Annotated in this window: 20 protein-coding genes and 1 pseudogene; 10 read left to right on the plus strand and 11 right to left on the minus strand. The window is 70.6% G+C overall.

Annotated elements, in window-relative coordinates:
• Positions 1–59 precede the first annotated feature (59 nt).
• Genes ACLD7X_RS02050 through ACLD7X_RS02060 form a run of 3 tightly spaced genes read left to right on the plus strand, consistent with a single transcriptional unit; the run spans position 60 to position 2,865 of the window.
• Positions 60–800, plus strand: coding sequence for a class I SAM-dependent methyltransferase (locus ACLD7X_RS02050; RefSeq protein WP_411421790.1), 741 nt, complete (start codon positions 60–62; stop codon positions 798–800).
• Positions 797–2,065 carry a glycosyltransferase family 4 protein gene (locus tag ACLD7X_RS02055; protein WP_411421791.1) on the plus strand — a complete coding sequence of 423 codons (1,269 nt, stop codon included), beginning with the start codon at positions 797–799 and terminating at the stop codon, positions 2,063–2,065. The genes ACLD7X_RS02050 and ACLD7X_RS02055 overlap by 4 nt, the downstream gene beginning before the upstream one ends.
• Positions 2,062–2,865, plus strand: a complete 804-nt coding sequence (locus ACLD7X_RS02060; protein WP_411421792.1) for a glycosyltransferase — start codon at positions 2,062–2,064, stop codon at positions 2,863–2,865. Before ACLD7X_RS02055 ends, ACLD7X_RS02060 begins: the two co-directional genes overlap by 4 nt.
• A gap of 5 nt (positions 2,866–2,870) precedes the next feature.
• Here the strand turns inward: ACLD7X_RS02060 and rfbB are convergent, their stop codons facing one another.
• Complete coding sequence (gene rfbB / locus ACLD7X_RS02065) at positions 2,871–3,959, minus strand: dTDP-glucose 4,6-dehydratase (protein WP_412007186.1); 1,089 nt, start codon at positions 3,957–3,959, stop codon at positions 2,871–2,873.
• 144 nt (positions 3,960–4,103) lie between these two features.
• On the opposite strand from rfbB, the gene ACLD7X_RS02070 reads away from it, so the two are divergent.
• Positions 4,104–4,259, plus strand: a complete 156-nt coding sequence (locus tag ACLD7X_RS02070) for a hypothetical protein (protein ID WP_412007185.1) — start codon at positions 4,104–4,106, stop codon at positions 4,257–4,259.
• Between the two features lie 31 nt (positions 4,260–4,290).
• Here the strand turns inward: ACLD7X_RS02070 and rfbD are convergent, their stop codons facing one another.
• The 3 genes from rfbD to rfbA are packed head-to-tail and all read right to left on the minus strand — an operon-like array spanning position 4,291 to position 6,663.
• On the minus strand, positions 4,291–5,211 hold the full coding sequence (rfbD, locus tag ACLD7X_RS02075) for a dTDP-4-dehydrorhamnose reductase (protein ID WP_411421793.1): 921 nt from the start codon (positions 5,209–5,211) through the stop codon (positions 4,291–4,293).
• The gene (rfbC, locus tag ACLD7X_RS02080; protein ID WP_411421794.1) at positions 5,208–5,783 is read right to left on the minus strand and encodes a dTDP-4-dehydrorhamnose 3,5-epimerase; all 576 of its coding nucleotides are present in this window, start codon (positions 5,781–5,783) and stop codon (positions 5,208–5,210) included. Before rfbC ends, rfbD begins: the two co-directional genes overlap by 4 nt.
• Complete coding sequence (rfbA, locus tag ACLD7X_RS02085; protein ID WP_411421795.1) at positions 5,773–6,663, minus strand: glucose-1-phosphate thymidylyltransferase RfbA; 891 nt, start codon at positions 6,661–6,663, stop codon at positions 5,773–5,775. Before rfbA ends, rfbC begins: the two co-directional genes overlap by 11 nt.
• 29 nt (positions 6,664–6,692) lie before the next feature.
• Between rfbA and ACLD7X_RS02090 the strand changes: the two genes are divergently transcribed.
• The gene (locus tag ACLD7X_RS02090; protein ID WP_411421796.1) at positions 6,693–7,151 is read left to right on the plus strand and encodes a GNAT family N-acetyltransferase; all 459 of its coding nucleotides are present in this window, start codon (positions 6,693–6,695) and stop codon (positions 7,149–7,151) included.
• 12 nt (positions 7,152–7,163) lie between these two features.
• Here ACLD7X_RS02090 and ribH read toward each other — a convergent pair.
• Together ribH and psbZ are read right to left on the minus strand one after the other, a co-directional pair.
• Positions 7,164–7,640, minus strand: a pseudogene (gene ribH, locus ACLD7X_RS02095) (6,7-dimethyl-8-ribityllumazine synthase); the annotation flags it as partial.
• Between the two features lie 120 nt (positions 7,641–7,760).
• Positions 7,761–7,949, minus strand: a complete 189-nt coding sequence (gene psbZ, locus ACLD7X_RS02100; protein ID WP_254934362.1) for a photosystem II reaction center protein PsbZ — start codon at positions 7,947–7,949, stop codon at positions 7,761–7,763.
• Positions 7,950–8,098: 149 nt separating this feature from the next.
• Here psbZ and mutS point away from each other — a divergent pair, with 149 nt between their 5' ends.
• Positions 8,099–10,960: a DNA mismatch repair protein MutS gene (gene mutS, locus ACLD7X_RS02105; protein ID WP_411421797.1), complete on the plus strand. Its 2,862-nt coding sequence runs from the start codon at positions 8,099–8,101 to the stop codon at positions 10,958–10,960.
• Here mutS and ACLD7X_RS02110 read toward each other — a convergent pair.
• Positions 10,945–11,643 (minus strand): precorrin-8X methylmutase, encoded by a 699-nt coding sequence (locus tag ACLD7X_RS02110; protein WP_411421798.1) that lies wholly within the window; start codon positions 11,641–11,643, stop codon positions 10,945–10,947. The genes mutS and ACLD7X_RS02110 overlap by 16 nt on opposite strands.
• On the opposite strand from ACLD7X_RS02110, the gene holA reads away from it, so the two are divergent.
• Both holA and ACLD7X_RS02120 read left to right on the plus strand, forming a co-directional pair.
• Positions 11,642–12,646 (plus strand): DNA polymerase III subunit delta, encoded by a 1,005-nt coding sequence (gene holA / locus ACLD7X_RS02115; RefSeq protein ID WP_411421799.1) that lies wholly within the window; start codon positions 11,642–11,644, stop codon positions 12,644–12,646. The two genes, ACLD7X_RS02110 and holA, sit on opposite strands and share 2 nt — an antisense overlap.
• A 33-nt stretch (positions 12,647–12,679) precedes the next feature.
• Complete coding sequence (locus tag ACLD7X_RS02120) at positions 12,680–14,536, plus strand: aspartate kinase (RefSeq protein ID WP_411421800.1); 1,857 nt, start codon at positions 12,680–12,682, stop codon at positions 14,534–14,536.
• Between the two features lie 21 nt (positions 14,537–14,557).
• Here ACLD7X_RS02120 and uvrB read toward each other — a convergent pair whose 3' ends face one another.
• The 3 genes from uvrB to ACLD7X_RS02135 form a co-directional block, all read right to left on the minus strand.
• Positions 14,558–16,564 (minus strand): excinuclease ABC subunit UvrB, encoded by a 2,007-nt coding sequence (gene uvrB / locus ACLD7X_RS02125; protein ID WP_411421844.1) that lies wholly within the window; start codon positions 16,562–16,564, stop codon positions 14,558–14,560.
• A 118-nt stretch (positions 16,565–16,682) separates the two neighbouring features.
• On the minus strand, positions 16,683–17,111 hold the full coding sequence (locus ACLD7X_RS02130; protein ID WP_411421801.1) for a phage holin family protein: 429 nt from the start codon (positions 17,109–17,111) through the stop codon (positions 16,683–16,685).
• A gap of 116 nt (positions 17,112–17,227) precedes the next feature.
• Entirely contained in the window at positions 17,228–18,007 is a 780-nt protein-coding gene (locus tag ACLD7X_RS02135) for a DUF561 domain-containing protein (RefSeq protein WP_411421802.1), read from the minus strand.
• A gap of 54 nt (positions 18,008–18,061) precedes the next feature.
• Between ACLD7X_RS02135 and tilS the strand changes: the two genes are divergently transcribed.
• The gene (gene tilS / locus ACLD7X_RS02140; RefSeq protein WP_412007184.1) at positions 18,062–19,138 is read left to right on the plus strand and encodes a tRNA lysidine(34) synthetase TilS; all 1,077 of its coding nucleotides are present in this window, start codon (positions 18,062–18,064) and stop codon (positions 19,136–19,138) included.
• Entirely contained in the window at positions 19,122–19,778 is a 657-nt protein-coding gene (locus ACLD7X_RS02145) for a hypothetical protein (RefSeq protein ID WP_411421804.1), read from the plus strand. Before tilS ends, ACLD7X_RS02145 begins: the two co-directional genes overlap by 17 nt.
• Positions 19,779–19,800: 22 nt before the next feature.
• Here the strand turns inward: ACLD7X_RS02145 and ACLD7X_RS02150 are convergent, their stop codons facing one another.
• Positions 19,801–21,813, minus strand: coding sequence for a ribonuclease J (locus tag ACLD7X_RS02150; RefSeq protein ID WP_411421805.1), 2,013 nt, complete (start codon positions 21,811–21,813; stop codon positions 19,801–19,803).
• Between the last annotated feature and the right edge of the window lie 57 nt (positions 21,814–21,870).

Below are 21,870 nucleotides of genomic sequence, written 5' to 3' on the forward strand. Positions count from 1 at the left end.
TGGAGCAGATGCTACTTACGTGTGGCAGCAGCCCGAGGCTTGACCAGATATGGAGAATCATGGACACGGCATGGAAGATATGTGGCTGTGATCAGCAGCATTATGCGCCTGCACTATATAGAGATTTTTACAGCCACCCTGTCTGGCTTCTGAATGGCATTTACGTCGAACAGGATCCAGTATCCATGGGCCATCGGCGATCGATCGCCAACGGAGTGGCCTCACTTGGTCCAAGGCAGATTCTTGATTTCGGCGGTGGTTTTGGCACCCTGGCCAGGCTGATAGCGGATCGCCTTCCTTGCTCGCACGTCTCCATCTGCGATCCGTTCCCTCCAGCGCATGGCTTGGAAGCCTGCAAAGCGTATCCAAACATTACTTTCGTCCATACGCTCACGTCTCACCGATTCGACGCCTTGGTCTGCACCGATGTACTCGAGCATGTGCACGACCCTATCAGCTTACTTGAAGAGATGATTGTAGCGGTGAAGCCAGGTGGGCATCTCTTCATTGCCAACTGCTTTCAACCTGTGATCCTCTGCCATCTACCCTGCACGTTTCACCTACGCTATTTCTTCAGCTGGTGCGCCGAACCACTGGGCCTGCAACAGATCGGGCGATGCCAAGGCAGCCACGCCTGGATCTATCAACGACGCTCTGACGGAGCTATCAACCGACGAAAAGCACGGTTCCGAGAGACCGTGGCAAAAGCCCTGCATCCGCTCCTCAACGGCCTTGCGATACCGGCTCGTCCACTTCTTCGAGGGATCAGAGCCCTGCTCAGGATCGGTGCAGTGAGTTGAACATCTGCCACGTCTCCTTCTCTGATCAAAAGGGTGGCGCTGCCCGCGCTGCCTTTCGAATCCACGCCTCGCTTCAGGGAGGGAGCGCTATTCACGTGACCAGCTCGATGCGGGTCAGCCGTAAGCAGGGTGATGAGCCCTCCATTCACGGACCCAACGGGAAGAAGGCAGCACTCCCCCTGGCCCGCAGCGCACTCGGTGACCTTCTCCCAGCCCTGCAGCGCACCTCCAACCCGGTGCTCCATTCCCTTTCCTGGCTCCCCTGCTCGCTCGACCGGGAACTCAACGCCAGCGACGCCGATCTGCTGCACCTGCACTGGGTGCAGGGGGAGATGCTCTCGATCGAGGCCATCGGCCGGCTGCGCAAGCCCGTGGTGTGGACCCTCCACGACTGCTGGGCCTTCAGCGGCAGTGAGCATTACCCCAATGACCCCGATGATCTGCGCTACCAGCAGGGCTACCACCGCCACAACCGGCCGCCCGGCCATGGCGGCCTGGATCTCGACCGCTGGTGCTGGCAGCGCAAGCGCCGGCACTGGCGCCGCCCCATCCAGCTCGTGAGCCCCAGCCGCTGGCTGGCCGGTTGCGTGCAGCGCTCAGCGCTGCTGGCCCACTGGCCACTGCGGGTGATTCCCTACCCCCTGCCAACGAACGTCTACCAGCCCTGGCCCCAGGCGCTGGCGCGCAAGCTGTTCGGACTGCCGGAAGAAGGGCCATTGCTGCTGTTCGGAGCCATCGGCGGAAGCCGCGACCCGCGCAAGGGCTGGGATCTGCTCGAAGCCGCCCTCCGCCAGCTCGCCCCCACCTTGCCTGCCCTCCAGGCCGTGGTGTTCGGCCAGGCCGAGCCGCTCGATCCACCACGGCTCGGCCTGCCGGTTCACTACGTGGGCGCCCTGCACGACGACCAGACCCTGGCGCTGCTCTACTCCGCCGCCGATGTGATGGTGGTGCCCTCCCGCATGGACAACCTGCCCCAGACCGCCATCGAAGCCCAAAGCTGCGGCGTGCCCGTTGTGGCCTTCAACGCCACCGGCCTGCCCGACGTGGTGGAGCACCAGCGCTCCGGCTACCTCGCCACCCCTTACGACCCTGCCGACCTCGCCCATGGCATCGGCTGGGTGCTGGAGGACTCCGAGCGGCGGGCCGCACTGGGCCTCCAGGCCCGCCAGCGAGCCGAACGACTCTGGAATCCCGGCCGCATCGCCGGGCTCTACGCCGAGCTCTACGAAGAGGTGCTGAACAGTGCACCCAGCCGAACCCGATGACGGCAGCAGCCCAGCCCGAGGTGAGCATCATCGTGCTCACCCGCAACAACCCCCGGGAGCTGGAGGACACCCTCGCCTCGATCCGCAGCCAGCAGGTGTCAGCAAGCCTGCAGGTGGTGGTGGTAGATGGCAGTGATGTGCCCGTGCCCCCGGAAGCGGTGGCGCCCTTCGAGCTGGTGCGCGATCACCCGGCCCGCGGCATCTTCCCGGCCATGAACCTCGGCCTCGCCCACAGCCGCGGCCACTGGGTGCAGTTCCTCAATTCCGGCGACAACTGGCTCCATCCCCACGCCCTTCAGCGCCTTCTGGATCACGCCCAGGCGCACTGCAGGCGCACCGGCACCGCTCCAAGGGTGGTGTTGGGCCAGGCCCGCATCTGCCCCGTACCGCCCAGCCGCTGCCCGCCATGGCTGGTGCCGGATCCGGCGGTGCGCAGCCTGCGCCGCTGGCTGTGGTTCTACCTGCCCAACCACCAGAGCCTGTTGGTGGAGGGCGACTGGGCGCGTGCCCACCCCTACCGCCTCGACGCGCCCCAGGGCGCCTGTCGCGGCTGGATGGCCGCAGCCTTCGCCGACCTCAGCCGCGTGGCCTACCTGCCCGAGCCGGTGGTGGCCTACAACCTCGGCGGCGTGTCCAGCCAGCTGCCTACCTGGGCTGTGCTGCAGCTGCGGCTGCGCGAACCCACCCGGAACTTGCCGGCCAAGGCGGCTGAGATCATCAAGTTCGGCCTGCGACCCTTCGCCCGCTATTACCCCCGCCTGATGGCCCTGCGCTCCCGCCTGGTGGGCTGGCTGGTTTGAGTCCCCTACGCCACCAACCCCAACCGCCCACCGCTGTAACCGCCCTGCTCGCGCACATCCGAGCACCAGCCCTGGTGCTCCAGATACCAGCGCACCGTGACCTCCAGCCCCTGCTCGAAGGCATGGCGCGGCTGCCAGCCCAGCTCACTGCTGATGCGGGCTGGATCGATGGCGTAGCGGCGGTCGTGGCCGGGGCGGTCGGTGACGCGGTTGATCAGCGCGGCATGGGGCGCACCGCCCGGGCGCAGCTGATCAAGCAGGGCGCAGATCGCCTCCACAACCTGCTTGTTGGTGCGCTCGCCGTGCCCCCCCACGCAGTAGCTGCGGCCCAGCTGGCCCTGGTTGGCCGCCAGCAGCAGCGCGTCCACGTGGTCTTCGACGTACAGCCAGTCGCGCACGTTGGCGCCGTCGCCATAGAGGGGGATCGGCTCACCAGCGGCGGCCTTGAGGATCACCACCGGGATCAGCTTCTCGGGAAACTGCCAGGGGCCGTAGTTGTTGGAGCAGTTGGTGAGCACCACCGGCAGGCCGTAGGTGTGGTGCCAGGCGCTCACCAGGTGGTCGCTGGCCGCCTTGCTGGCTGAGTAGGGGGAGCGGGGGTCGTAAGGGGTGGTTTCCGAGAAGCGGCCCGTGTCGCCCAGCGAGCCGAACACCTCGTCGGTGCTGATGTGGTGGAAGCGGAAAGCATCCCGGCGCTCCTCGCTCAGCCCCTCGTGGTGGGTCCGCACCGCCTGCAGCAGGTGGAAGGTGCCGGTCACGTTGCTGGCGATGAAGGCGCCGGGGCCCTCGATCGAGCGGTCCACATGGCTCTCGGCCGCCAGGTGCATCACCAGATCCGGGTCGGCCTGGCGCACGGCGGCGGTGGTGGCCTCCGCATCGGTGAGGTCCACCCGCAGCAGCTGGTGACGCTCAGCCGCCTTGGGCAGTGCCTCGATGCTGGTGAGGTCGCTGGCGTAGCCGCACTTGTCGAGGTTGAACACCGTGGCCGTGCTCTCGGCCAGCAGCCGCCGCACCACCGCGCCGCCGATGAAGCCGGCCCCACCGGTGACGAGCACCCGCCTGCGGGAACCGAGCAGGGCAGGCAGATCGATCACGGCGGCAGGCTCCGTTCTGGTGAGGCACGGGGCTGCAAGCTACCAGTACCGCCGGCCGCCGCTCCGAACCGGCGGACTGCTGCAGAAGTTCGGGACGAAACCGCCAGGATTGGCTTGATCCAGACAGCAACTACTACGGAGACGATGTGCACCGATCTCTCCGACGAGTCCGATCACAAGAGTGATGGTGGTGGCGGCAGTACTGGCGCTGTCGCCGGGTTCCGTCCATTCGGCACAGGGAACAACACACCGGTGAGCAACGCGCTCATCGACCAGCTGCGGAATCAGGAAGGTGTTTGATGCACCACCTGCTCGTGGGCAGCGGACGGGATCAGCCCCCCAGCCGCCCCAGCACCTGCCGCAACGCCGCGCGCCAGTGGAGGGGCTCCAGGTCCAGCGCCGCGCGGCTGGCGGTGCAGTCGAGCAGGGAGTAGCTGGGGCGCCGGGCCGGGGTGGGGTAGTCAGTGGTGGTGATGGGTTTGACGCGAGCCTGACGCTGCAGCAGGCCCAGCTCCTGGCCCAGCTCGCCGATCGCCACGGCGAAGTCGTACCAGCTGGCGGCGCCGGCATCGCTCCAGTGCAGCACCGGCGGCAGGGGCTCCCCAGCGCCGGCTGCCGCCGCCTCGGCGCACGCGATCAGCCGCCAGCAGGCCGCCGCCAGGGTGGGGGTGCTGGTGGGACAACCCACCTGGTCAGCCACCACGCCGATCTCCTCTTTCTCGCCGTGCAGGCGCAGCATCGTGAGGCAGAAGTTGCGGCCCACCGGGCCGTACACCCAGCTGGTGCGCAGCACCTGGGCCCGCCCCTCCGCCGCCAGGGGGCTGGCCAGCACCGCTTCCTCGCCGGCCGCCTTGGTGGCGCCGTACACCCCCAGGGGGCTGCGGGGTTGGCCCGTGCCGTACGGGGTGCCCTGGTGGCCGTCGAACACGAAGTCGGTGCTCAGGTGCAGCAGGCGGCCGCCGGTGTCGGCCAGGGCCGCGGCCAGGGCCGCCGGGGCTGCGCCATTGACGGCCTGGGCCAGCTCGGGCTCGCTCTCGGCCCGGTCCACCGCGGTGTAGGCGCCGGCGTTGAGCACCCAATCGGGCCGCCGCTCCAGCACCAGCTGCCGGCAGGCCTGCGCATCGGCCAGATCCAGCTCGGCGCGGCCCGTGGCGATCAGCCTCACCCCCTCGGGGCACCGGGCCACCAGCTCCTGGCCCAGCTGCCCGCCGGCGCCGGTGAGCAGCACCGTGAGAGGAGGGCCGCCGCTCATGCGAACAGGTCCGCGTCCGCCAGGGCCGGTGCCACGCCGTCCTTGGCGCTGAGCAGGGGCTGGCCATCGGGCAGGCCCTCCCGGGGCCAGGCGATGCCGATCTGCGGGTCATCCCAGCGGATGCCCCGCTCGCACTCCCTGCTCCAGAAGTCGGTGGTCTTGTAGAGCACCTCCGCCTCGGGGCTCAGGGTGAGGAAGCCGTGGGCGAAGCCGGCCGGCACCCAGAGCTGCTGCTTGCTCTCGGCGCTCAGCACCACCCCGGCCCACTGGCCGAACGTGGGGGAGCTGCGGCGGATGTCCACCGCCACGTCGAAGATCTCGCCCACCAGGCAGCGCACCAGCTTGCCCTGGGGGTGGGGCGGCCGTTGGTAGTGCAGGCCCCGCAGCACCCCCTGCACCGAGCGGGAGTGGTTGTCCTGCACGAAGGCCGTGGGGCCGGCGGCGGCGTCGAAGGTGGCCTGGTTCCAGCTCTCGAAGAAGAAGCCACGGTCGTCGCCGAACACCCGTGGGGTCAGCAGCAGAACGCCCTCCAGCACAGCCCCCTGGGCCGTGCGCAGTTGCTCAGCCTGCATCGGTTCGCTCCAGCAACTGCAGCAGATACTCGCCGTAACCACTCTTGCGCAAGGGGGCGGCGAGGGCCTCCAGCTGGGCCGCGTCGATCCAGCCCATGCGCCAGGCCACCTCCTCGGGACAACCCACCTTCAGCCCCTGGCGGTGTTCCAGGGTGCGGATGTAGCTGGCCGCCTCGTGCAGCGAATCGCAGGTGCCCGTGTCGAGCCAGGCCATGCCGCGGCCCATCAGCTCCACCCGCAGCAGCCCCTCCTCCAGGTACTGGCGGTTGAGGTCGGTGATCTCCAGCTCGCCGCGGGGCGAGGGCACCACCCGCCGCGCCCGCTCGACCACGCTGTCGTCGTAGAAGTACAGGCCCGTGACGGCAAAGCGACTCTTCGGTCTGGCGGGTTTCTCCTCGATGCTCAGCACCCGCCCCCGGGGATCAAAGGCCACCACCCCATAGCGCTCCGGATCCCGCACGGGATAGGCGAACACCGTGGCGCCGTCCCCGCGGCCATTGCAGCCCTGCAGCTGCGGGCTGAGGTCATGGCCGTGGAAGAGGTTGTCACCCAGCACCAGCGCCGCCGGCGCCCCGGCCAGAAAGGCCTCCCCGATCAGGAACGCCTGGGCCAGGCCATCGGGGCTGGGCTGCACGGCGTAGTGGATCTCCATCCCCCAGCGGGCCCCATCCCCCAGCAGCCGCTCGAAGGCCGGCTGGTCGCCGGGGGTGGTGATGATCAGCACCTCGCGGATCCCCGCCAGCATCAGCGTGCTGAGCGGGTAGTAGACCATCGGCTTGTCGAACACCGGCAGGAGCTGCTTGCTCACCCCAACCGTGATCGGGTGGAGCCGGGTGCCACTGCCGCCCGCCAGGATGATGCCCTTGTGCTTCGGGTTCAAGGCTGCTGGGTGGCTGGGAGGATGTTCCCATGGTCGCGATCCAGCTGCTTCGCCACGCCCCCGGCGCCCCCGGCCTGCGCTGGCTGGGCCTGGGGCCGGGCCTGCGTCCCACCCGTGGCCTGCTGAAGCTGCGGCGCCTGTTTGACCATCACGCCTTCTGGGCACAGGACCGCAGCTACGCCAAGCTGCGCCGCCTGCTGGCCGGCAGCCCGGTGGTGGTGAGCCTCTGGCGAGGCAAGCGGCTGGTGGGCTTCGGGCGGGCCAGCAGCGATGGGGCCTGCCGTGCCGTGCTCTGGGATGTGGTCGTTGCCGGTGACCTGCAGGGCCGGGGACTGGGCCGCCAGGTGGTGGAGGGCTTGCTCAGCGACCCGCGGCTCCAGCAGGTGGAGCGGGTGTACCTGATGACCACGAACAGCGCCGGGTTCTACAGCCAGCTGGGGTTCGCGCCGGCGGGCAGCCAGCACCTCCTGGTGAAGCAGCGCCCTTAATCGGCCCCCCTAGCCGGCCAGCGCCGCCATCAGGCTGCCCATCTCCAGGGCCTGCAGGCCGTAGCTCCAGCCCAGGTTGCTCTTGATGCCGGCCCGCTCGAGGGCCTGCTGCATCGTGTCGGTGGTCAGGACCCCGAAGATGACCGGCACCCCGGTCTGGCGGCTGACCGCGGCCACCCCCTTGCTGACCTCGGAGACGACGACGTCGAAGTGGGGCGTGTCACCCCGGATCACCGCTCCCAGGGTGATCACCACCTGGTAGCGACCGCTGGCCGCCAGGGTCTGGGCCACCAGCGGGATTTCAAAGCTGCCGGGCACCCAGGCCACATCCAGCTGGGGACTGCTGGCGGAGGTGTCGATGCCGTGGCGGCCGAGGCAATCCAGGCAACCGCTGAGCAGCTTGGCAGTCACCAGGTCGTTGAACCGCGCCACCACCACGGCGATGCGCAGGCCATCGGCGCCGATGAAGCGCCCTTCGAAAATCGCCACAGGCTCCCGCCACCACGGTGGCGCCGCAAGGTGGGTTCAGCCTAGAAGTCGCCGGCGAAGCCCCCGGATTGAACCTCGGATCCGCCCGGAGGCTCGAGCCAGCCCACAGCGACGCTGTCCTCAGACGACGAAGAAGCTCATCCCCCAGTTGACCAGCACCAGGGCCACCCAGGCGATGCCCCCCAGCAGGATCAGCCGGTTGGAGCGGCCACTGTCCTCGCTGCTGGCGTAGAGCACGGGAACGGCCACGATCAGGGCGAACGACATCACCACCAGGGCCAGAACGGTGAGCGTGTTGAGGATCTGCATGGATCAGCGGCGTCGCCGGGCCGGTCAGTGCCGGGATTCTCACACGCGACACCGGCGCCGCCGGGAGCCCGGGGCTGGATCCTTCACAAGTTGTCGGGGAGGTCACGGACGATCGGCCTACGATCTCCCCCCGTCCCCTGCGAGCAGCCGTGGCCGCGGAAGCCGACCTCCAGCTTTCGCTCGCGCCTGAGCTGGCCCTGCAGGGCTCCCTGTTCGGCGAGCCGGCCTGCGAAGACCAGGTCCCGGAGCAGCCCGCGCGGGCAGCGGCCCCAGCCTCGGCGGCAGCGGACGATCCCGTGGCGGACGCGGCAGCCCGCCCCCGCCGGCGCCGGCAGGGGCCCGGCACCAGGCCAACCCCCGGGGCCGCCGGCGAGGCCGCCACCGATCCCCCAGGCGAGCCCGCTGGCGACAGCGGGACCGAAGCGGACACCGACCTGCCGCCCTGGCACCATCACAGCCTGGTGGAGCCCGCCCAGCTCACCCCGATGCTGCGCCACTACGTGGAGCTCAAGCGGGCCCGCCCCGAGCACGTGCTGCTCTACCGCCTGGGCGACTTCTTCGAGTGCTTCTTCGAAGACGCCATCACCCTCTCGCGCCTGCTCGAACTCACCCTGACCGGCAAGGAGGCGGGGAAGGCCTTCGGCCGGGTGCCGATGGCCGGCATTCCCCACCACGCCGCTGAGCGCTACTGCGCCGACCTGGTGCGCCGCGGCCTGAGCGTGGCCCTCTGCGACCAGCTGGAGACCACCCCCGCCAAGGGGGAGCTGCTCCGGCGGGACATCACCCGGATCCTGACCCCCGGCACGGTGCTGGAGGAGGGGATGCTCGCCGCCCGCCGCAACAACTGGCTCTGCGCGGTGGTGGTGGAGCCGGAGGGGAGCGGCGCCCGCTGGGGCCTGGCGGTGGCCGATGTCAGCACCGGCGAGTTCCGCCTCACCGAACGGGCGGGCAGCGACACCCTCCACCAGGAACTGCTGCAGGTGGAGGCCGCCGAGGTGCTCTGGCCCGGCGAACGGGGGCAGGCAGCCGCCGCCCCCAGCTGGTGCCCCGAGGGCCTGCCCCTCACCCCCCTGCCCCGGACCCCCTTCGAGGCCCCGGAAGCCTCCGTCACCCTGCGGCGGCGGTTCGGCCTGGCCAGCCTCGATGGGCTCGGCCTGGGCGAGCGGCCCCTGGCCCTGCGGGCCGCCGGGGGGCTCGTGGCCTACCTCGACGGCACCCAGGGCAACACGGCGGGGGGCGGCGTTGCGGCGGGCAGCGTTGCGGCGGGCGGCGTCGTGCCCCTCGATGTCCCCACCTGCTGGCATGCCGGGGACAGCCTGGTGCTGGATGCGGCCACCCGGCGCAACCTCGAGCTCACCCGCACCCAGCTGGGCGGCAGCTTCCATGGCTCGCTGCTGTGGGCCCTGGACCGGACCCACACGGCCATGGGAGGCCGGTGCCTGCGCCGCTGGCTGGAGGCCCCCCTGGTGGATCTGGCCGGCATCGAGGCCCGCCAGGAGGCCGTCGCGGCGCTGGTGCACGATCGCCGCCTGCGGCTGGCCCTGCGCCGGCTGCTGCGGCCGATGGGCGATCTGGAACGGCTGGCCGGCCGGGCCGGGGCCGGCAGTGCCTCGGCCCGCGACCTGGTGGCGCTGGCCGACGGGCTCGAACGCCTGCCCCAGCTGGCCGACCTGCTGCAGCCCTGCGGCGCGGCGGCGCTGCAGGGCCTGGCGAGGCCGTGGCCCGAACTGGAGGCCCTGGCGGCCGAGCTGCGCCACCTGCTGCTCGAATCCCCCCCCCTCTCGCTGACGGAGGGGGGCCTGATCCACGACGGCGTCGATCCCCTGCTGGACGGCCTGCGCAACCAGCTCGACGACCAGGACGCCTGGCTGGCGCGCCAGGAGGCCGCGGAGCGGGCCGCCAGCGGCATCGCCAGCCTGAGGCTCCAGTACCACCGCACCTTCGGCTATTTCCTGGCGGTGAGCAGAGCCCGGGCCGCCGCGGTGCCGGACCACTGGATCCGCCGCCAGACCCTGGCCAACGAGGAGCGGTTCGTCACCCCGGAACTGAAGGGGCGCGAGGGCCAGATCCAGCAGCTGCGGGCCCGCACCGCCCAGCGGGAGTACGAGTTCTTCTGCGCGCTGCGCCGTCGGGTCGGGGAGCAGGCCCCGGCGATCCGGCAGGCGGCACGGCTGGTGGCCGAGCTCGATGCCCTCGCCTCCCTCGCCGAGGTGGCCGCCACCGGCGGCTACTGCCGCCCCACCATGACCGAGGGCAGGGAGCTGCAGATCGAGGCGGGGCGCCATCCGGTGGTGGAACAGCTGCTGGTGGAGGAACCCTTCACCCCCAACGGCATCGCCCTGGGGCGGGAGCCGGACCATCCGCCCATCGGCGACCGCCAAGCCGGCGGCGATGGCCCCCCGGACCTGCTGATCCTCACCGGCCCCAATGCCAGCGGCAAGAGCTGCTACCTGCGCCAGACCGGCCTGCTGCAGCTGATGGCCCAGATGGGCAGCTGGATTCCGGCCCGCTCGGCCCGCCTGGGCATCGCCGATCGGATCTTTACCCGGGTCGGCGCCGGCGACGACCTGGCCGCCGGCCAGTCCACCTTCATGGTGGAGATGGCCGAGACGGCCAACATCCTCCACCACGCCACCGCCCGCTCCCTGGTGCTGCTGGATGAGATCGGCCGGGGCACAGCCACCTTCGATGGCCTCTCGATCGCCTGGGCGGTGGCCGAGGAGCTCGCCCAGGGCATCGGCGCCCGCAGTGTCTTTGCAACCCATTACCACGAGCTCAACGAGCTGGCCGAGCTGCTGCCCAACGTGGCCAATGCCCAGGTGCTGGTGGAGGAGACCGGCAGCGATCTGCGCTTCCTGCACCGCGTCGTGCCGGGCGGTGCCAGCCGCAGCTACGGCATCGAGGCGGCCCGGCTGGCCGGGGTGCCGGCCTCGGTGCTGCTGCGCGCCCGGCAGGTGCTGAGCCGCATCGAGGCCAACAGCCAGGTGCGGGTGGGTCAGGACGCCGCCTGAAGCCAGCCGGCCCGCAGCAGGGCGTTGCAGGCCGCGGCCACGAGAGCGGCACCGCCCTTCGACCCCTCCAGCCGCACCTGGGCCAGGCCGCTCGCCGCCAGCTTGCGCTTGCTCTCCGCCACCCCCACGAAGCCCACGGGCATGCCGATCACCAGGGCCGGCGCCGGCACCGCACCGCTGGCCACCCGCTCCAGCAGCCGCTCCAGGGCCGTGGGGGCACTGCCCACCAGCACCACCAGGCCGCCCCCCAGCTCCGCCAGGGCGCGCTCCATGCCCACCGCGGTGCGGGTGGATGCCGCCGGGGCCTGGGGTGGTGCCCAGGCGAGCACACAGTGCACCGGGTTGGCGAAGGTGCGCGCCGCCATCGGCGCCACGGCCGCCGCGGCCATGGCCGTGTCGGTGAGGATCGGCGCCCCCGCCGCCAGGGCCGCCAGCGCGGCCCCGCAGGCCCCCGGGGAGAAGCGCAGATCCGGCGCGATCGTCAGATCACCGCTGCTGTGGATGCAGCGCTCGAGCACATCGCGCTCGAGGGGAGTGAGCTCCTCGGCCCCGCCCCGGGCCTCCAGCTGGGCCCGGATCCGACGGATGCTCTCGGTGAAGATGGGGTGATCGATGGGGTGGGATCGGCGGGCTGAGGCCGGCAGCGTGCCCCAACCCTGCCGCGTTGGCCAGACTCCAGCCATGCCGATCCACCTGCTCTGGGGCGATGACGAGGCGGCCCGCGGCCGGGCCGTCACCAGCCTGATCGCGGACCTGATCGATCCGGCCTGGGCCACCGTGAACCTCAGCCGCCTCGACGGCAACGAACCCGCCCAGGCCGCCCAGGCCCTGGAGGAGGCCCGCACTCCGCCCTTCGGCGCGGGGGCCCGGCTGGTGGTGCTGCAGCGCAGCCCCTTCTGCAACCAGTGCCCCGCCGACCTGGCCGACCAGCTGGAGGCCACCCTGCCGCTGATCCCCGAGCAGTGCCATCTGCTGCTGGTGAACGCCGCCAAGCCGGACGGGCGGCTGCGCACCACCAAGACCCTGCAGAAGCTGGTGAAGGCCGGCGAGGCCGTGGAGCGCAGCTTCCCGTTGCCGGCGATCTGGGACGGCGCCGGCCAGCTCGAGCTGGTGACTCGCACGGCGCGGGAGCTCGGCCTGGGCCTGGAGCCCGGCGCCGCCGAGGCCCTCAGCGAGGCGGTCGGCAGCGACAGCGCCCGAATCGCCAGCGAACTGGAGAAACTGAGCCTCTACAGCGGTCAGGGCGGCGGCCCGATCGGCCTGGCGGCGGTGCAGGCGCTGGTGGGCGGTCACAGCACCAGTGCCCTGGCCGTGGGGGAGGCTCTGCTGGCCGGACAGCCCGCCGAGGCCATCGCCCTCACCGATGCGCTGCTGGAGGCCGGGGAGCCGGCCCTGCGCATCGTGGCCTCCCTCACCAGCCAGATCCGCGGCTGGCTGTGGGTGGCCCTGCTCGACCAGCGGGGCGAGCAGGACGTGAGCGTCATCGCCAAGGCGGCCGGCATCGGCAACCCGAAGCGCATCTACGTGATGCGCAAACAGATCCGCGGTCAGGGCGGGGGCCGGTTCCTGGCCCTGCTGGGCCAGCTGCTGGAGGTGGAGGCGGCGCTCAAGCGGGGCGCCGATGCCGGCGACGCCTTCCGGGACGGCTTTCTGCTCGCCCCCGCCCTGCAGGGCAACGGCCGATAATCACCCGTTCCGATCACGCCGGATCCCGCACCCATGGCCCTGCTGGTTCAGAAATTCGGGGGCACCTCGGTCGCCGACGTGGCGCGCATCCAGGCGGTCGCCCGCCGGGTCGCGGCCAGCCGCGAGGAAGGCCACGAGCTGGTGGTGGTGGTCTCGGCCATGGGCCACACCACCGACGAACTGACCGGCCTGGCCCGGGCCATCTCAGCCGAGCCTCCCCAGCGGGAGATGGACATGCTGCTGGCCACGGGCGAGCAGGTGTCGATCGCGCTGCTGTCGATGGCCCTCCATGCCGAGGGCGTGCCGGCCGTGTCGATGACGGGCACCCAGGCGGGCATCGTCACCGAGTCGGCCCACGGCCGGGCCCGCATCCTCGAGATCCGCACCGAGCGCCTGCGCCGCCTGCTCGACGACGGCCATGTGGTGGTGGTGGCGGGCTTCCAGGGCACCAGCAGCGGCCAGGCCGGCACCCCGGAGATCACCACCCTGGGGCGCGGCGGCTCCGACACCTCCGCGGTGGCGCTGGCCGCGGCCCTCGGTGCCGAGGCCTGCGAGATCTACACCGATGTGCCCGGCGTGCTCACCACCGACCCGCGCAAGGTCGCCGATGCCCAGCTGATGGAGCAGGTGAGCTGTGACGAGATGCTGGAGCTGGCCAGCCTGGGCGCGGCGGTGCTGCATCCCCGGGCGGTGGAGATCGCCCGCAACTACGGCGTGCCGCTGGTGGTGCGCTCCAGCTGGAGTGACGCCCCCGGCACCCGGCTCACCAGCGGCAACCCCCGGCCGATCGGCCATGAAGGCCTGGAGCTGGGCAAACCGGTGGATGGTGCCGATCTGGAGAGCCGGCAGGGGGTGGTGGCCCTCTCCCACGTGCCGGACCGTCCAGGCGTGGCCGCCCAGCTGTTCGAGGCGCTCGGCGCCGCGGGCCTGAACGTGGACCTGATCGTGCAGGCCACCCACGAGGGCCGTGCCCAGGGGGCCTCCAGCCAGGTTGCCTACACGAACGACATCGCCTTCACCCTGGCGGAGGACGATCTGGACCAGGCCCAGCTGGTGTGCCGCGAGGTGCTGGCGGGTCTGGGCGCCGAGCTGGGGGAGGGAGGGGCCCAGCTGTGCGGCGAGCGCGGCATGGCCAAGCTCAGCATCTCCGGTGCCGGGATCATGGGCCGCCCGGGGGTGGCGGCGCGGCTGTTCGACACCCTGGCCCGCTATGGCATCAACCTCCGCCTGATCGCCACCAGCGAGGTGAAGGTCAGCTGCCTGGTGGCCGGCGACCAGGGGGCCCGCGCCCTGCGGGCGGCCGCCGAGGCCTTCGAGCTGGGCGACGGCCAGCTGCGCCACGATCCCCAGCCCTGCCGGCTGGGCGACCCGGCCGTGCGCGGCGTCGCCCTCGACCGGGATCAGGCCCAGGTGGCGGTCCGCCAGGTGCCGGACCGCCCCGGCACCGCGGCCGCCGTCTGCCGGGCCCTGGCCGATGCCGGCATCAGCCTGGACACCATCGTCCAGTCGGAACGCACCCACGGCAGCGGCAGCCAGCTGAGCCGGGACATGAGCTTCACGCTCAAACGGGACGACCGCCGCCATGCCGAGGCGGCCCTCGCCCCGCTGCTGCGCCTCTGGCCGGGCTCCCGCTTCGAGGAGGGGCCCGCCATCGCCCGGGTCAGCGCCGTGGGGGCCGGCATGCCCTGCACGCCGGGCACGGCGGCGCGGATGTTCCGCTGTCTGGCGGAGGCCGGGATCAACATCGAGATGATCGCCACCAGCGAGATCCGCACCAGCTGCGTGGTGGCCGAGGCCGACGGGGTGCGCGCCCTTCAGGCGGTGCATGCCAGCTTCGGCCTGGGGGGGACGGCCCTGCACCGGGCCGAAGGCAGCGAGGCCCCGGTGTAGCCCCCCGTTCAGGTGAGGCGCTCAGTGCTTGCCCACCAGTTTCTGCCGCAGCCCCTTGATCTTGTCCCTCAGGTTGGCCGCCTCCTCGAACTCGAGGTTCTTCGCGGCCGCCTTCATCCGCTCTTCCAGCTGCTGGATCAGCTCCGGCAGCGAATCCAGCGGCACGGCATTGTGTTCAGCCTCCTCGGTGGCCTGTTCGAGCTGCTCGTCGTTGAGCCGGCGCGACACCTCCAGAAAAGCCAGGATCGCATTGCCCGCCCGTTTGCCGGCCGCCGTGGGGGTGATGCCGTGCTGCTCGTTGTAGGTCTGCTGGATGGCACGGCGGCGCTCGGTTTCCGAGATGGCCCTGGCCATCGAATCGGTGAGGTTGTCGGCGTAGAGCAGGGCCACCCCCTCCACATGGCGGGCGGCACGGCCGATGGTCTGGATCAGGGAGCGCTCGGCCCGCAGGAAGCCCTCCTTGTCGGCATCGAGGATCGCCACCAGTGACACCTCGGGCAGGTCGAGGCCCTCCCGCAGCAGGTTCACCCCCACCAGCACGTCGTACTCGCCGTTGCGCAGGTCCTGAATGATCTCGATCCGCTCGATCGAGTGGATCTCCGAGTGCAGATAGCGCACCCGCACACCGTTCTCGGCCAGATAATCCGTGAGATCCTCGGCCATGCGCTTGGTGAGGGTGGTGACCAGCACCCGCTCCTGCTTCTCGGCCCGCAGCCGGATCTCGCCGAGCAGGTCGTCCACCTGCCCCTCGGTGGGGCGCACCTCCACCACCGGATCGAGCACGCCGGTGGGCCGGATCACCTGCTCCACCACCTGGCCGTGGCTCTGGCCCAGCTCCCAGGCACCGGGCGTGGCGCTCACGAAGATCGTCTGCCGCGCCTTCTCCCAGAACTCCTCCCCCTTGAGCGGCCGGTTGTCCGCCGCCGAAGGCAGGCGAAAGCCGTGCTCGATCAGCACCTGCTTGCGGCTCTGATCGCCGTTGTACATGGCCTGGAGCTGGGAGCAGGTGACGTGGCTCTCATCCACCACCAGCAGCCAGTCGTCGGGGAAATAGTCGATCAGGCACTCAGGTGGCGTGCCGGCCTGGCGTCCGGCCAGGTGGCGGGCGTAGTTCTCCACGCCGTTGCAATAGCCCACCTGCTCCAGCATCTCCAGGTCGTAGGTGGTGCGCTGCTCCAGCCGCTGGGCCTCCAGCAGCCGGCCCTGGCCGTTCAGCAGCTCCAGCCGCTCGCGCAGTTCGGCGCGGATCGCCTGGATCGCCTCCTGCAGGCGCTCCTTGGGGGTGACGAAGTGCTTGGCCGGGTAGATGTTGATGGTCTCGAGGCTCTGCAGGATCTCGCCGGTGGTGGGATCCACGTAGCGGATCGCCTCCACCTCATCGCCGAACAGCTCGATCCGCACCAGCCGGTCCTCGTAGGCCGGGCCGATCTCGAGCACATCGCCGCGCACCCGGAAGCGGCCACGGGAGATCTCCACGTCGTTGCGGGAGTACTGGTTGTTCACCAGCTCCCGCAGGGAGCCGCGCAGGTTGAGCGTTTCGCCCACCTGGAAGGTCACGGCGGCCTTGAGGTATTCGCTGGGGATACCCAGGCCGTAGATGCAGCTGATCGAGGCCACCACGATCACATCGCGCCGCTCGAACAGCGAGCGCGTCGCCGAGTGGCGCAGCATGTCGATCTCCTCGTTGATCGACGCCGTCTTGGCGATGTACGTGTCACTGACGGGCACGTAGGCCTCAGGCTGGTAATAGTCGTAGTACGAGATGAAGTACTCGACGGCATTGTTCGGGAAGAATTCCCGCAGCTCGTTGCACAACTGGGCCGCCAGCGTCTTGTTGTGCGCCAGCACCAGCGTGGGCCGGCTGGTGCTGGCGATCACGTTGGCGATGGTGAAGGTCTTGCCGGTGCCGGTGGCCCCCAGCAGCGTCTGGTAGCGCTCGCCGCGCTGCACCCCCGCCACAAGCCCGGCGATGGCGGTCGGTTGATCGCCCTTGGGCTGGTAGGGGGCGTGCAGCTGGAAGGGAACCATGGCCATGGCGCCCATTGTGGGGAGTCCCGGCCATCCCCTGCGGTGACCAGCGTGGCGGATGGCCCGACCTGATGGCCCGACCTGCTGACGCCGCTGCTGAGGGCGCTGCTGACGACGATCAGGCGACCGGCAGCAGGCTCACCAGCGCCGAAGCCCGCGTGAAGTCCACGTCCAGACCCAGCATCCGCAGGATCAGCGCGGAGAGCACCGCGTACACGATCGCCCCCAGGATGGCGCTCACCAGACCCTGCCGGAGCCGGAACCCCTGGATCAGCCAGGCCGCCAGCGCGAACAGGACCACCGTGATCAGCCAGTTGAACAGCAGACTCACCGGGCTGATCAGCCCTCCCAGGCTGGTGACGGCCCAGACGGGACCGAACACCAGTTTCAGGGGCAGGATCAGCAGCGTGCCCAGCAGCCCGATGACCACGGCGGCCAGCAGTGCAATCGGGAAGCTGTCGATCTCAACCCCAAGCGGCAGCCAGGCGACGATCAGCAACACGACCGCCCGGATGGGCCACTGCAGCAGCCAGACAAGAGAACCCATGACAGGTCTGAAGGAGACCTCCGCAACGTAGGCATGGGTTCCGCGGCTGGCCGGCGGTTGTGACACACGGCCTCACCGGGTCCGGGCCGGACCGGTGGGGCACTGGCGAGGGACGCTCAGACCGTCACCCCGGCCCCCACCGGAGCCAGGGCCTGGCGCAGGCCGCGCACCACGGCCAGCATGGCCAGCTCGTCGTCGAGCCGATTCACGGCGGAACCCACGCCCACGCCGGCGGCACCCGCGGCGATCGCCAGCGGCAGGGTGACGGCCGAGAGGCCGGAGGCGCAGAGCACGGGCACGTCGTCCGGACGGCCGGCGGCGGCCAGGGCGCGGCTGATGGCATGGGCGGCGGCCAGGGTGGGCGCCGCCTTCTCGATCAGGCCCAGGGTGCCGGCGCTGAAGGGCTTGGCGCTGGTGCCGCCCTCGGTCTGGATCAGATCGGCGCCCGCGGCCACCAGATCCACGGCCAGCTGCTCCTGCTCGTCGAGGGGCAGCACGTGGGGCACGGTGACGCTGAGCACCACCTCGGGCAGCAGCTCGCGGCTGCGGCGGGTGATGGCCAGCACCTCGGCGGCATCGAAGACGCGGCCGAGGGGATAGAAGGCGTCGTAGTTGCCGATCTCCACCAGGGTGGCCCCGGCCGCCACCGCGGCGGGGAAGAGGTCCGGATCCACGGCGGAGACGCAGATCGGCAGCCCGGAGACGGCGGCGGCACGGCGCACCAGCTCCGGATCACAGGCGATGTCGATCAGATCGGCCCCGCCCAGGCCGGCGGCCCGGCTGATGCGCTCGACAGCGGCGGCGTCGAAGTTGGTCAGCCCCGCGATCACCTTCAGCAGACGACGCTCGAGCAGGGCACGACGCAGCTGGGCGGGCAGGTGATCGAGGCGGGACATGCCGAAGGGGCGCACAGTGGGGCGATTCTCCCACCCGAAGCCCCATCGTTTCGGTTGTCTGCCCCACCGCCGCCACCCCCATCAACGCCCTCCCCCGCAGCGCCGGCTGACTGGGGGGCGGATCACCTGCATCTGCATCGCCTGCTGCGGCGGCAACCGGACCTGCTGCCAGCCGGCAGCCCCCTGCTGCTGGCGGTCTCCGGGGGACAGGACTCCATGGCCCTGGTGGGGCTGCTCAGCGGGCTGCGGCGGCTGCATGGCTGGACGCTGCACCTGTGGCACGGCGACCACCGCTGGCGAGCGGAGTCTGAGCAACAGGCGCGCGAGCTGGAGGCCTGGGCCGGGCAACGGGGCCTGCCGATCAGCGTGGACACCTGGCAGGACGCCCCCGACGGCGGCCCCCGCGAAGCGCCGGCGCGGCAGTGGCGTTACGACCGGCTGCGCGCCTTGGCCTCGGACCTGCAGGTCGCACGGGTGGTCACCGGTCACACCGCCAGCGACCGGGCCGAAACCCTCCTGCTCAACCTGGCCCGCGGCAGCCACCGCCGCGGCCTGGCCAGCCTGCGACGCCGGCGACCGTTGAGCGGAGGGATCGCCCTGGTGCGGCCCCTGCTGGGTATCCGGCGCCGCGACACGGCCCGGATCTGCCGCGAGCTGGGGCTGCCGGTCTGGCCGGATCCCAGCAACCATGACCCCCGCTTCAGCCGCAACCGTGTACGGGGCGAGGTGCTGCCGGTGCTCGAAGCCCTCCACCCCGGGGCGGAAGGGCGGCTCGCCGAGCTCGCGGAGCAGCTGGCCGAGGAGGAGGATGCCGCGGGGGAACTGCTGGATCTGGCCCTGGCACCCCTGATCGCGCGCGGCCCGGGGGAGATCGGGGATCAAGCCCTGCGCCGTCGGCCCCTGACCCGGCTGGAGCGGGCCAACCAGCGGCTCCTGCTGCAGCACTGGCTGGAGGCGCGAACCGGACGACGGCTGAGCCGCCGCGGGCTGGACAGCCTGCTGGACCGGCTGGCACCGGCGCGGGGCCCGGGCCAGGCGGACCTGGCCGGTGGCTGGCGTCTGCACTGGCTACGCACCACACTGTGGCTCAGCCACGATGCCGATCGGCCGCCCGATGACCGCCACCCCTGAGTCCCTCCGCCAGCGTTACGCCGCCATCGAGCTGGTCTACAGCGAGCGGCAATGGCCGCAGGTGGAATCCCTCAGCCACGCCCTGCTGGTCGATCTGCCCGACGATCCGGCCGACCCCCTGCGCCAGCGGGTGGTGCTCCTGCTTGGCCATACCCGCCTGTACGGCATGGGGGATGTGGCCACGGCACGGCGCCACTACGAAGCGGTGCTGAAGAACGGCGCCGAGCCCACCCTGCGCCAGATCGCCGAGCAGGGGTTGGAGCAGTGCGCCGAGGTGGCCCGTCAGCAGGAGAGCGGCGGAAACCCCACCCCGCCGGCCGAAGGCCAGCTGTTCCCCTTCAGTGCCAAGCCCGGCGCCGGGCCGAGCCAGGAGGGCGGGGAGCCGGCCATGCCCTGGCTGCAGGCCGCCGCCGCGGGCAGCGGGTCAGGAACGGCCCTCGACCCCCTGGCCGTGGAGATCATCGACGAACCCGAGCAGATCGACGTGGCGCTGGCGGATCCCCAGCGCCGGGAGGAGTTGGAACTGAAGGAACTGGCCGCGCTGGAGCCCTCGGAAGGAGTGCTCCAGACCCTGCGGCGGCGGGACCCCGAGGAGGAACAGGAGCTCGCCCGGGGTCTGCTGCGCGTGGTGCTGCGCTGAGGGAAGCTGGCTGAAGTGACCCTCAGCGGGCCGCGGCTGAACGGCGACGACGGGTCCGGCCGGCGATCTCCGGCTCGGGAGCCGGGGCCACCAGGGCCGGGGCCGGCGCCGGAGCTGCTCCCGCCGCAGCCGGGGAGGGGCTGGCCGCCACGGCCGCCACCTCGCGACGCGGTGCCCTGTCGCCACGCTCGCGGTCACCGCGCTCCCGGTCACCACGCTCCCGATCGCGGCCATCACGGCCACCGCGGCCGCGGGGTGCGGGCCGGCTGTCCGGTTCGGCATCGGCGCGGCCCTTGTAGGCGGGAGTGCCGGCGGGCGCCGGCTGCACCAGACAGATGATCAGGGGCTCCACCTGCAGTTCGCGCCGCAGACGGCGCTGCAGACCCAGCTCCACCTCGCGCTGCACGCCCACCCAGTCCACATCCGGGGCCTTGCCACCGGTGTTGCGGCTGAGCTGGCTCCAGCGGTTCTCGAGCACCCAGGTGATCTCGCGCTCGGCCCAGAGGCTGAGCTTGCGGGCATCCGCGGTGGTGACCACCCCGCGCAGATTCACCCGCGGCGGCGCCGCCATCACCCCGTCGGTGCTGATCACGGCCAGCAGGGTGATCACCCCGTCTTCGGCCAGCTGCTGGCGCTCCTTGAGCACCCGTGCGTCCACGATGCCGTTGCGGGACGCATCCAGCAGTTCGATGCCGGCCTTCACCGGATCCCCCCTGCGGATCGAATCAGGCGTGAGTTCCACCACATCGCCGTTGTCGATGATCAGCGTGTTCTCGGGCGGAATGCCCATCGACATGCCGGTCTTGGAGTGGGCCACCAGCATGCGGTGCTCGCCGTGCACGGGCACGAAGAACTTCGGCTTGGTGAGGGCCAGCATCAGTTTCTGGTCCTCCTGGAAGCCGTGGCCGGACACGTGGATGCCCTCACCCTTGCCGTAGACCACCTTGGCGCCCAGCATCATCAGCCGGTCGATGGTGTTCACCACGGAGATGGTGTTGCCGGGAATCGGGCTGGCCGAGAAGATGATCGTGTCGGTGGATTTCACCTGCACCTGGGGGTGCTCGCCGCGGGAGATGCGGCTCAGTGCCGCAAGGGGCTCGCCCTGGCTGCCGGTCATCAGCAACAGCGTCTCACGGTCCGGCAGATCGCGGATCTGCTTGATCGGCACGAACAGATCATCGGGGGCACGCATGTAGCCCAGCTCGCGAGCCTTGGCGATCACGTTGAGCATGGAGCGACCCAGCAGGCCCACCTTGCGGCCATTCTTCATCGCCAATTCCAGAATCATCGCCACGCGATGGATCGAGCTGGCGAAGGTGGTGATGATCACGCGCCCTTCGGCCTGAGCGATGTGCTGGTCGAGTTTCGGGAACACCGAGCGCTCGGGGGGGCAGAAGCCGGGCACTTCCGCATTGGTGGAATCACTGAACAGGCAGAGCACGCCCTGATCGCCGTAATGGGCGAGCCGAGCCATGTCGAAGTACTCGCCATCGACCGGCGTGTGGTCGAACTTGAAATCGCCGGTGAAGATCACCGTGCCCACCGGCGTGGTGATGGCCAGCGAGAAGCTGTCGGCCATCGAGTGGGTGTTGCGGATGAACTCCACGGAAAAATGCTGGCCGACCTTGACCACATCCCGCGGGGCCACCGTCTGGAGGATGGTCCGGTCCATCACACCAGCTTCTTCCATCTTGCCGGTGAGCATGGAGAGCGCCAGGCGCGGTCCATGGATCACAGGGATGTTGAAGTTCTTGAGGTGGTGGGCAATGCCGCCGATGTGATCTTCGTGACCGTGGGTCACGATCATGCCGCGGATGCGCTTCTGGTTTTCCTTCAGATAGCTGGTGTCCGGCATCACCACGTTGACCCCGTGCATGCCATCACTGGGGAAGGCCAGACCGGCATCCACCAGCATGATGTCGTCGCCGTACTCGAAGACGCAGGTGTTCTTGCCGATCTCGTGCAGGCCACCGAGGGGAATCACCCGGAGGGCCTGGGGCTTGGTGCTGGCGCCATGGCCGTTGGAACTTGACATGTAGGAACGTCGAAGAATTGAGGGATGGATTGGAACAGGGTGCTGACGACCGGTCAG

The organism is Aphanothece microscopica RSMan92, from assembly GCF_046613545.2.
Taxonomy (GTDB): domain Bacteria; phylum Cyanobacteriota; class Cyanobacteriia; order PCC-6307; family Cyanobiaceae; genus NIES-981.

Bases quoted from the DNA above. Each gene is read 5' to 3' on its own strand.
- ACLD7X_RS02050 (WP_411421790.1), top strand. From the start codon at position 60: ATGGACACGGCATGGAAGATATGTGGCTGTGATCAGCAGCATTATGCG.
- ACLD7X_RS02060 (WP_411421792.1), top strand. From the start codon at position 2,062: ATGACGGCAGCAGCCCAGCCCGAGGTGAGCATCATCGTGCTCACCCGC.
- ACLD7X_RS02070 (WP_412007185.1), top strand. From the start codon at position 4,104: ATGTGCACCGATCTCTCCGACGAGTCCGATCACAAGAGTGATGGTGGT.
- rfbD (WP_411421793.1), bottom strand. From the start codon at position 5,211: ATGAGCGGCGGCCCTCCTCTCACGGTGCTGCTCACCGGCGCCGGCGGG.
- rfbC (WP_411421794.1), bottom strand. From the start codon at position 5,783: ATGCAGGCTGAGCAACTGCGCACGGCCCAGGGGGCTGTGCTGGAGGGC.
- ACLD7X_RS02090 (WP_411421796.1), top strand. From the start codon at position 6,693: ATGGTCGCGATCCAGCTGCTTCGCCACGCCCCCGGCGCCCCCGGCCTG.
- psbZ (WP_254934362.1), bottom strand. From the start codon at position 7,949: ATGCAGATCCTCAACACGCTCACCGTTCTGGCCCTGGTGGTGATGTCG.
- holA (WP_411421799.1), top strand. From the start codon at position 11,642: ATGCCGATCCACCTGCTCTGGGGCGATGACGAGGCGGCCCGCGGCCGG.
- ACLD7X_RS02110 (WP_411421798.1), bottom strand. From the start codon at position 11,643: ATGGCTGGAGTCTGGCCAACGCGGCAGGGTTGGGGCACGCTGCCGGCC.
- ACLD7X_RS02120 (WP_411421800.1), top strand. From the start codon at position 12,680: ATGGCCCTGCTGGTTCAGAAATTCGGGGGCACCTCGGTCGCCGACGTG.
- uvrB (WP_411421844.1), bottom strand. From the start codon at position 16,564: ATGGTTCCCTTCCAGCTGCACGCCCCCTACCAGCCCAAGGGCGATCAA.
- ACLD7X_RS02130 (WP_411421801.1), bottom strand. From the start codon at position 17,111: ATGGGTTCTCTTGTCTGGCTGCTGCAGTGGCCCATCCGGGCGGTCGTG.
- ACLD7X_RS02135 (WP_411421802.1), bottom strand. From the start codon at position 18,007: ATGTCCCGCCTCGATCACCTGCCCGCCCAGCTGCGTCGTGCCCTGCTC.
- ACLD7X_RS02145 (WP_411421804.1), top strand. From the start codon at position 19,122: ATGACCGCCACCCCTGAGTCCCTCCGCCAGCGTTACGCCGCCATCGAG.
- ACLD7X_RS02150 (WP_411421805.1), bottom strand. From the start codon at position 21,813: ATGTCAAGTTCCAACGGCCATGGCGCCAGCACCAAGCCCCAGGCCCTC.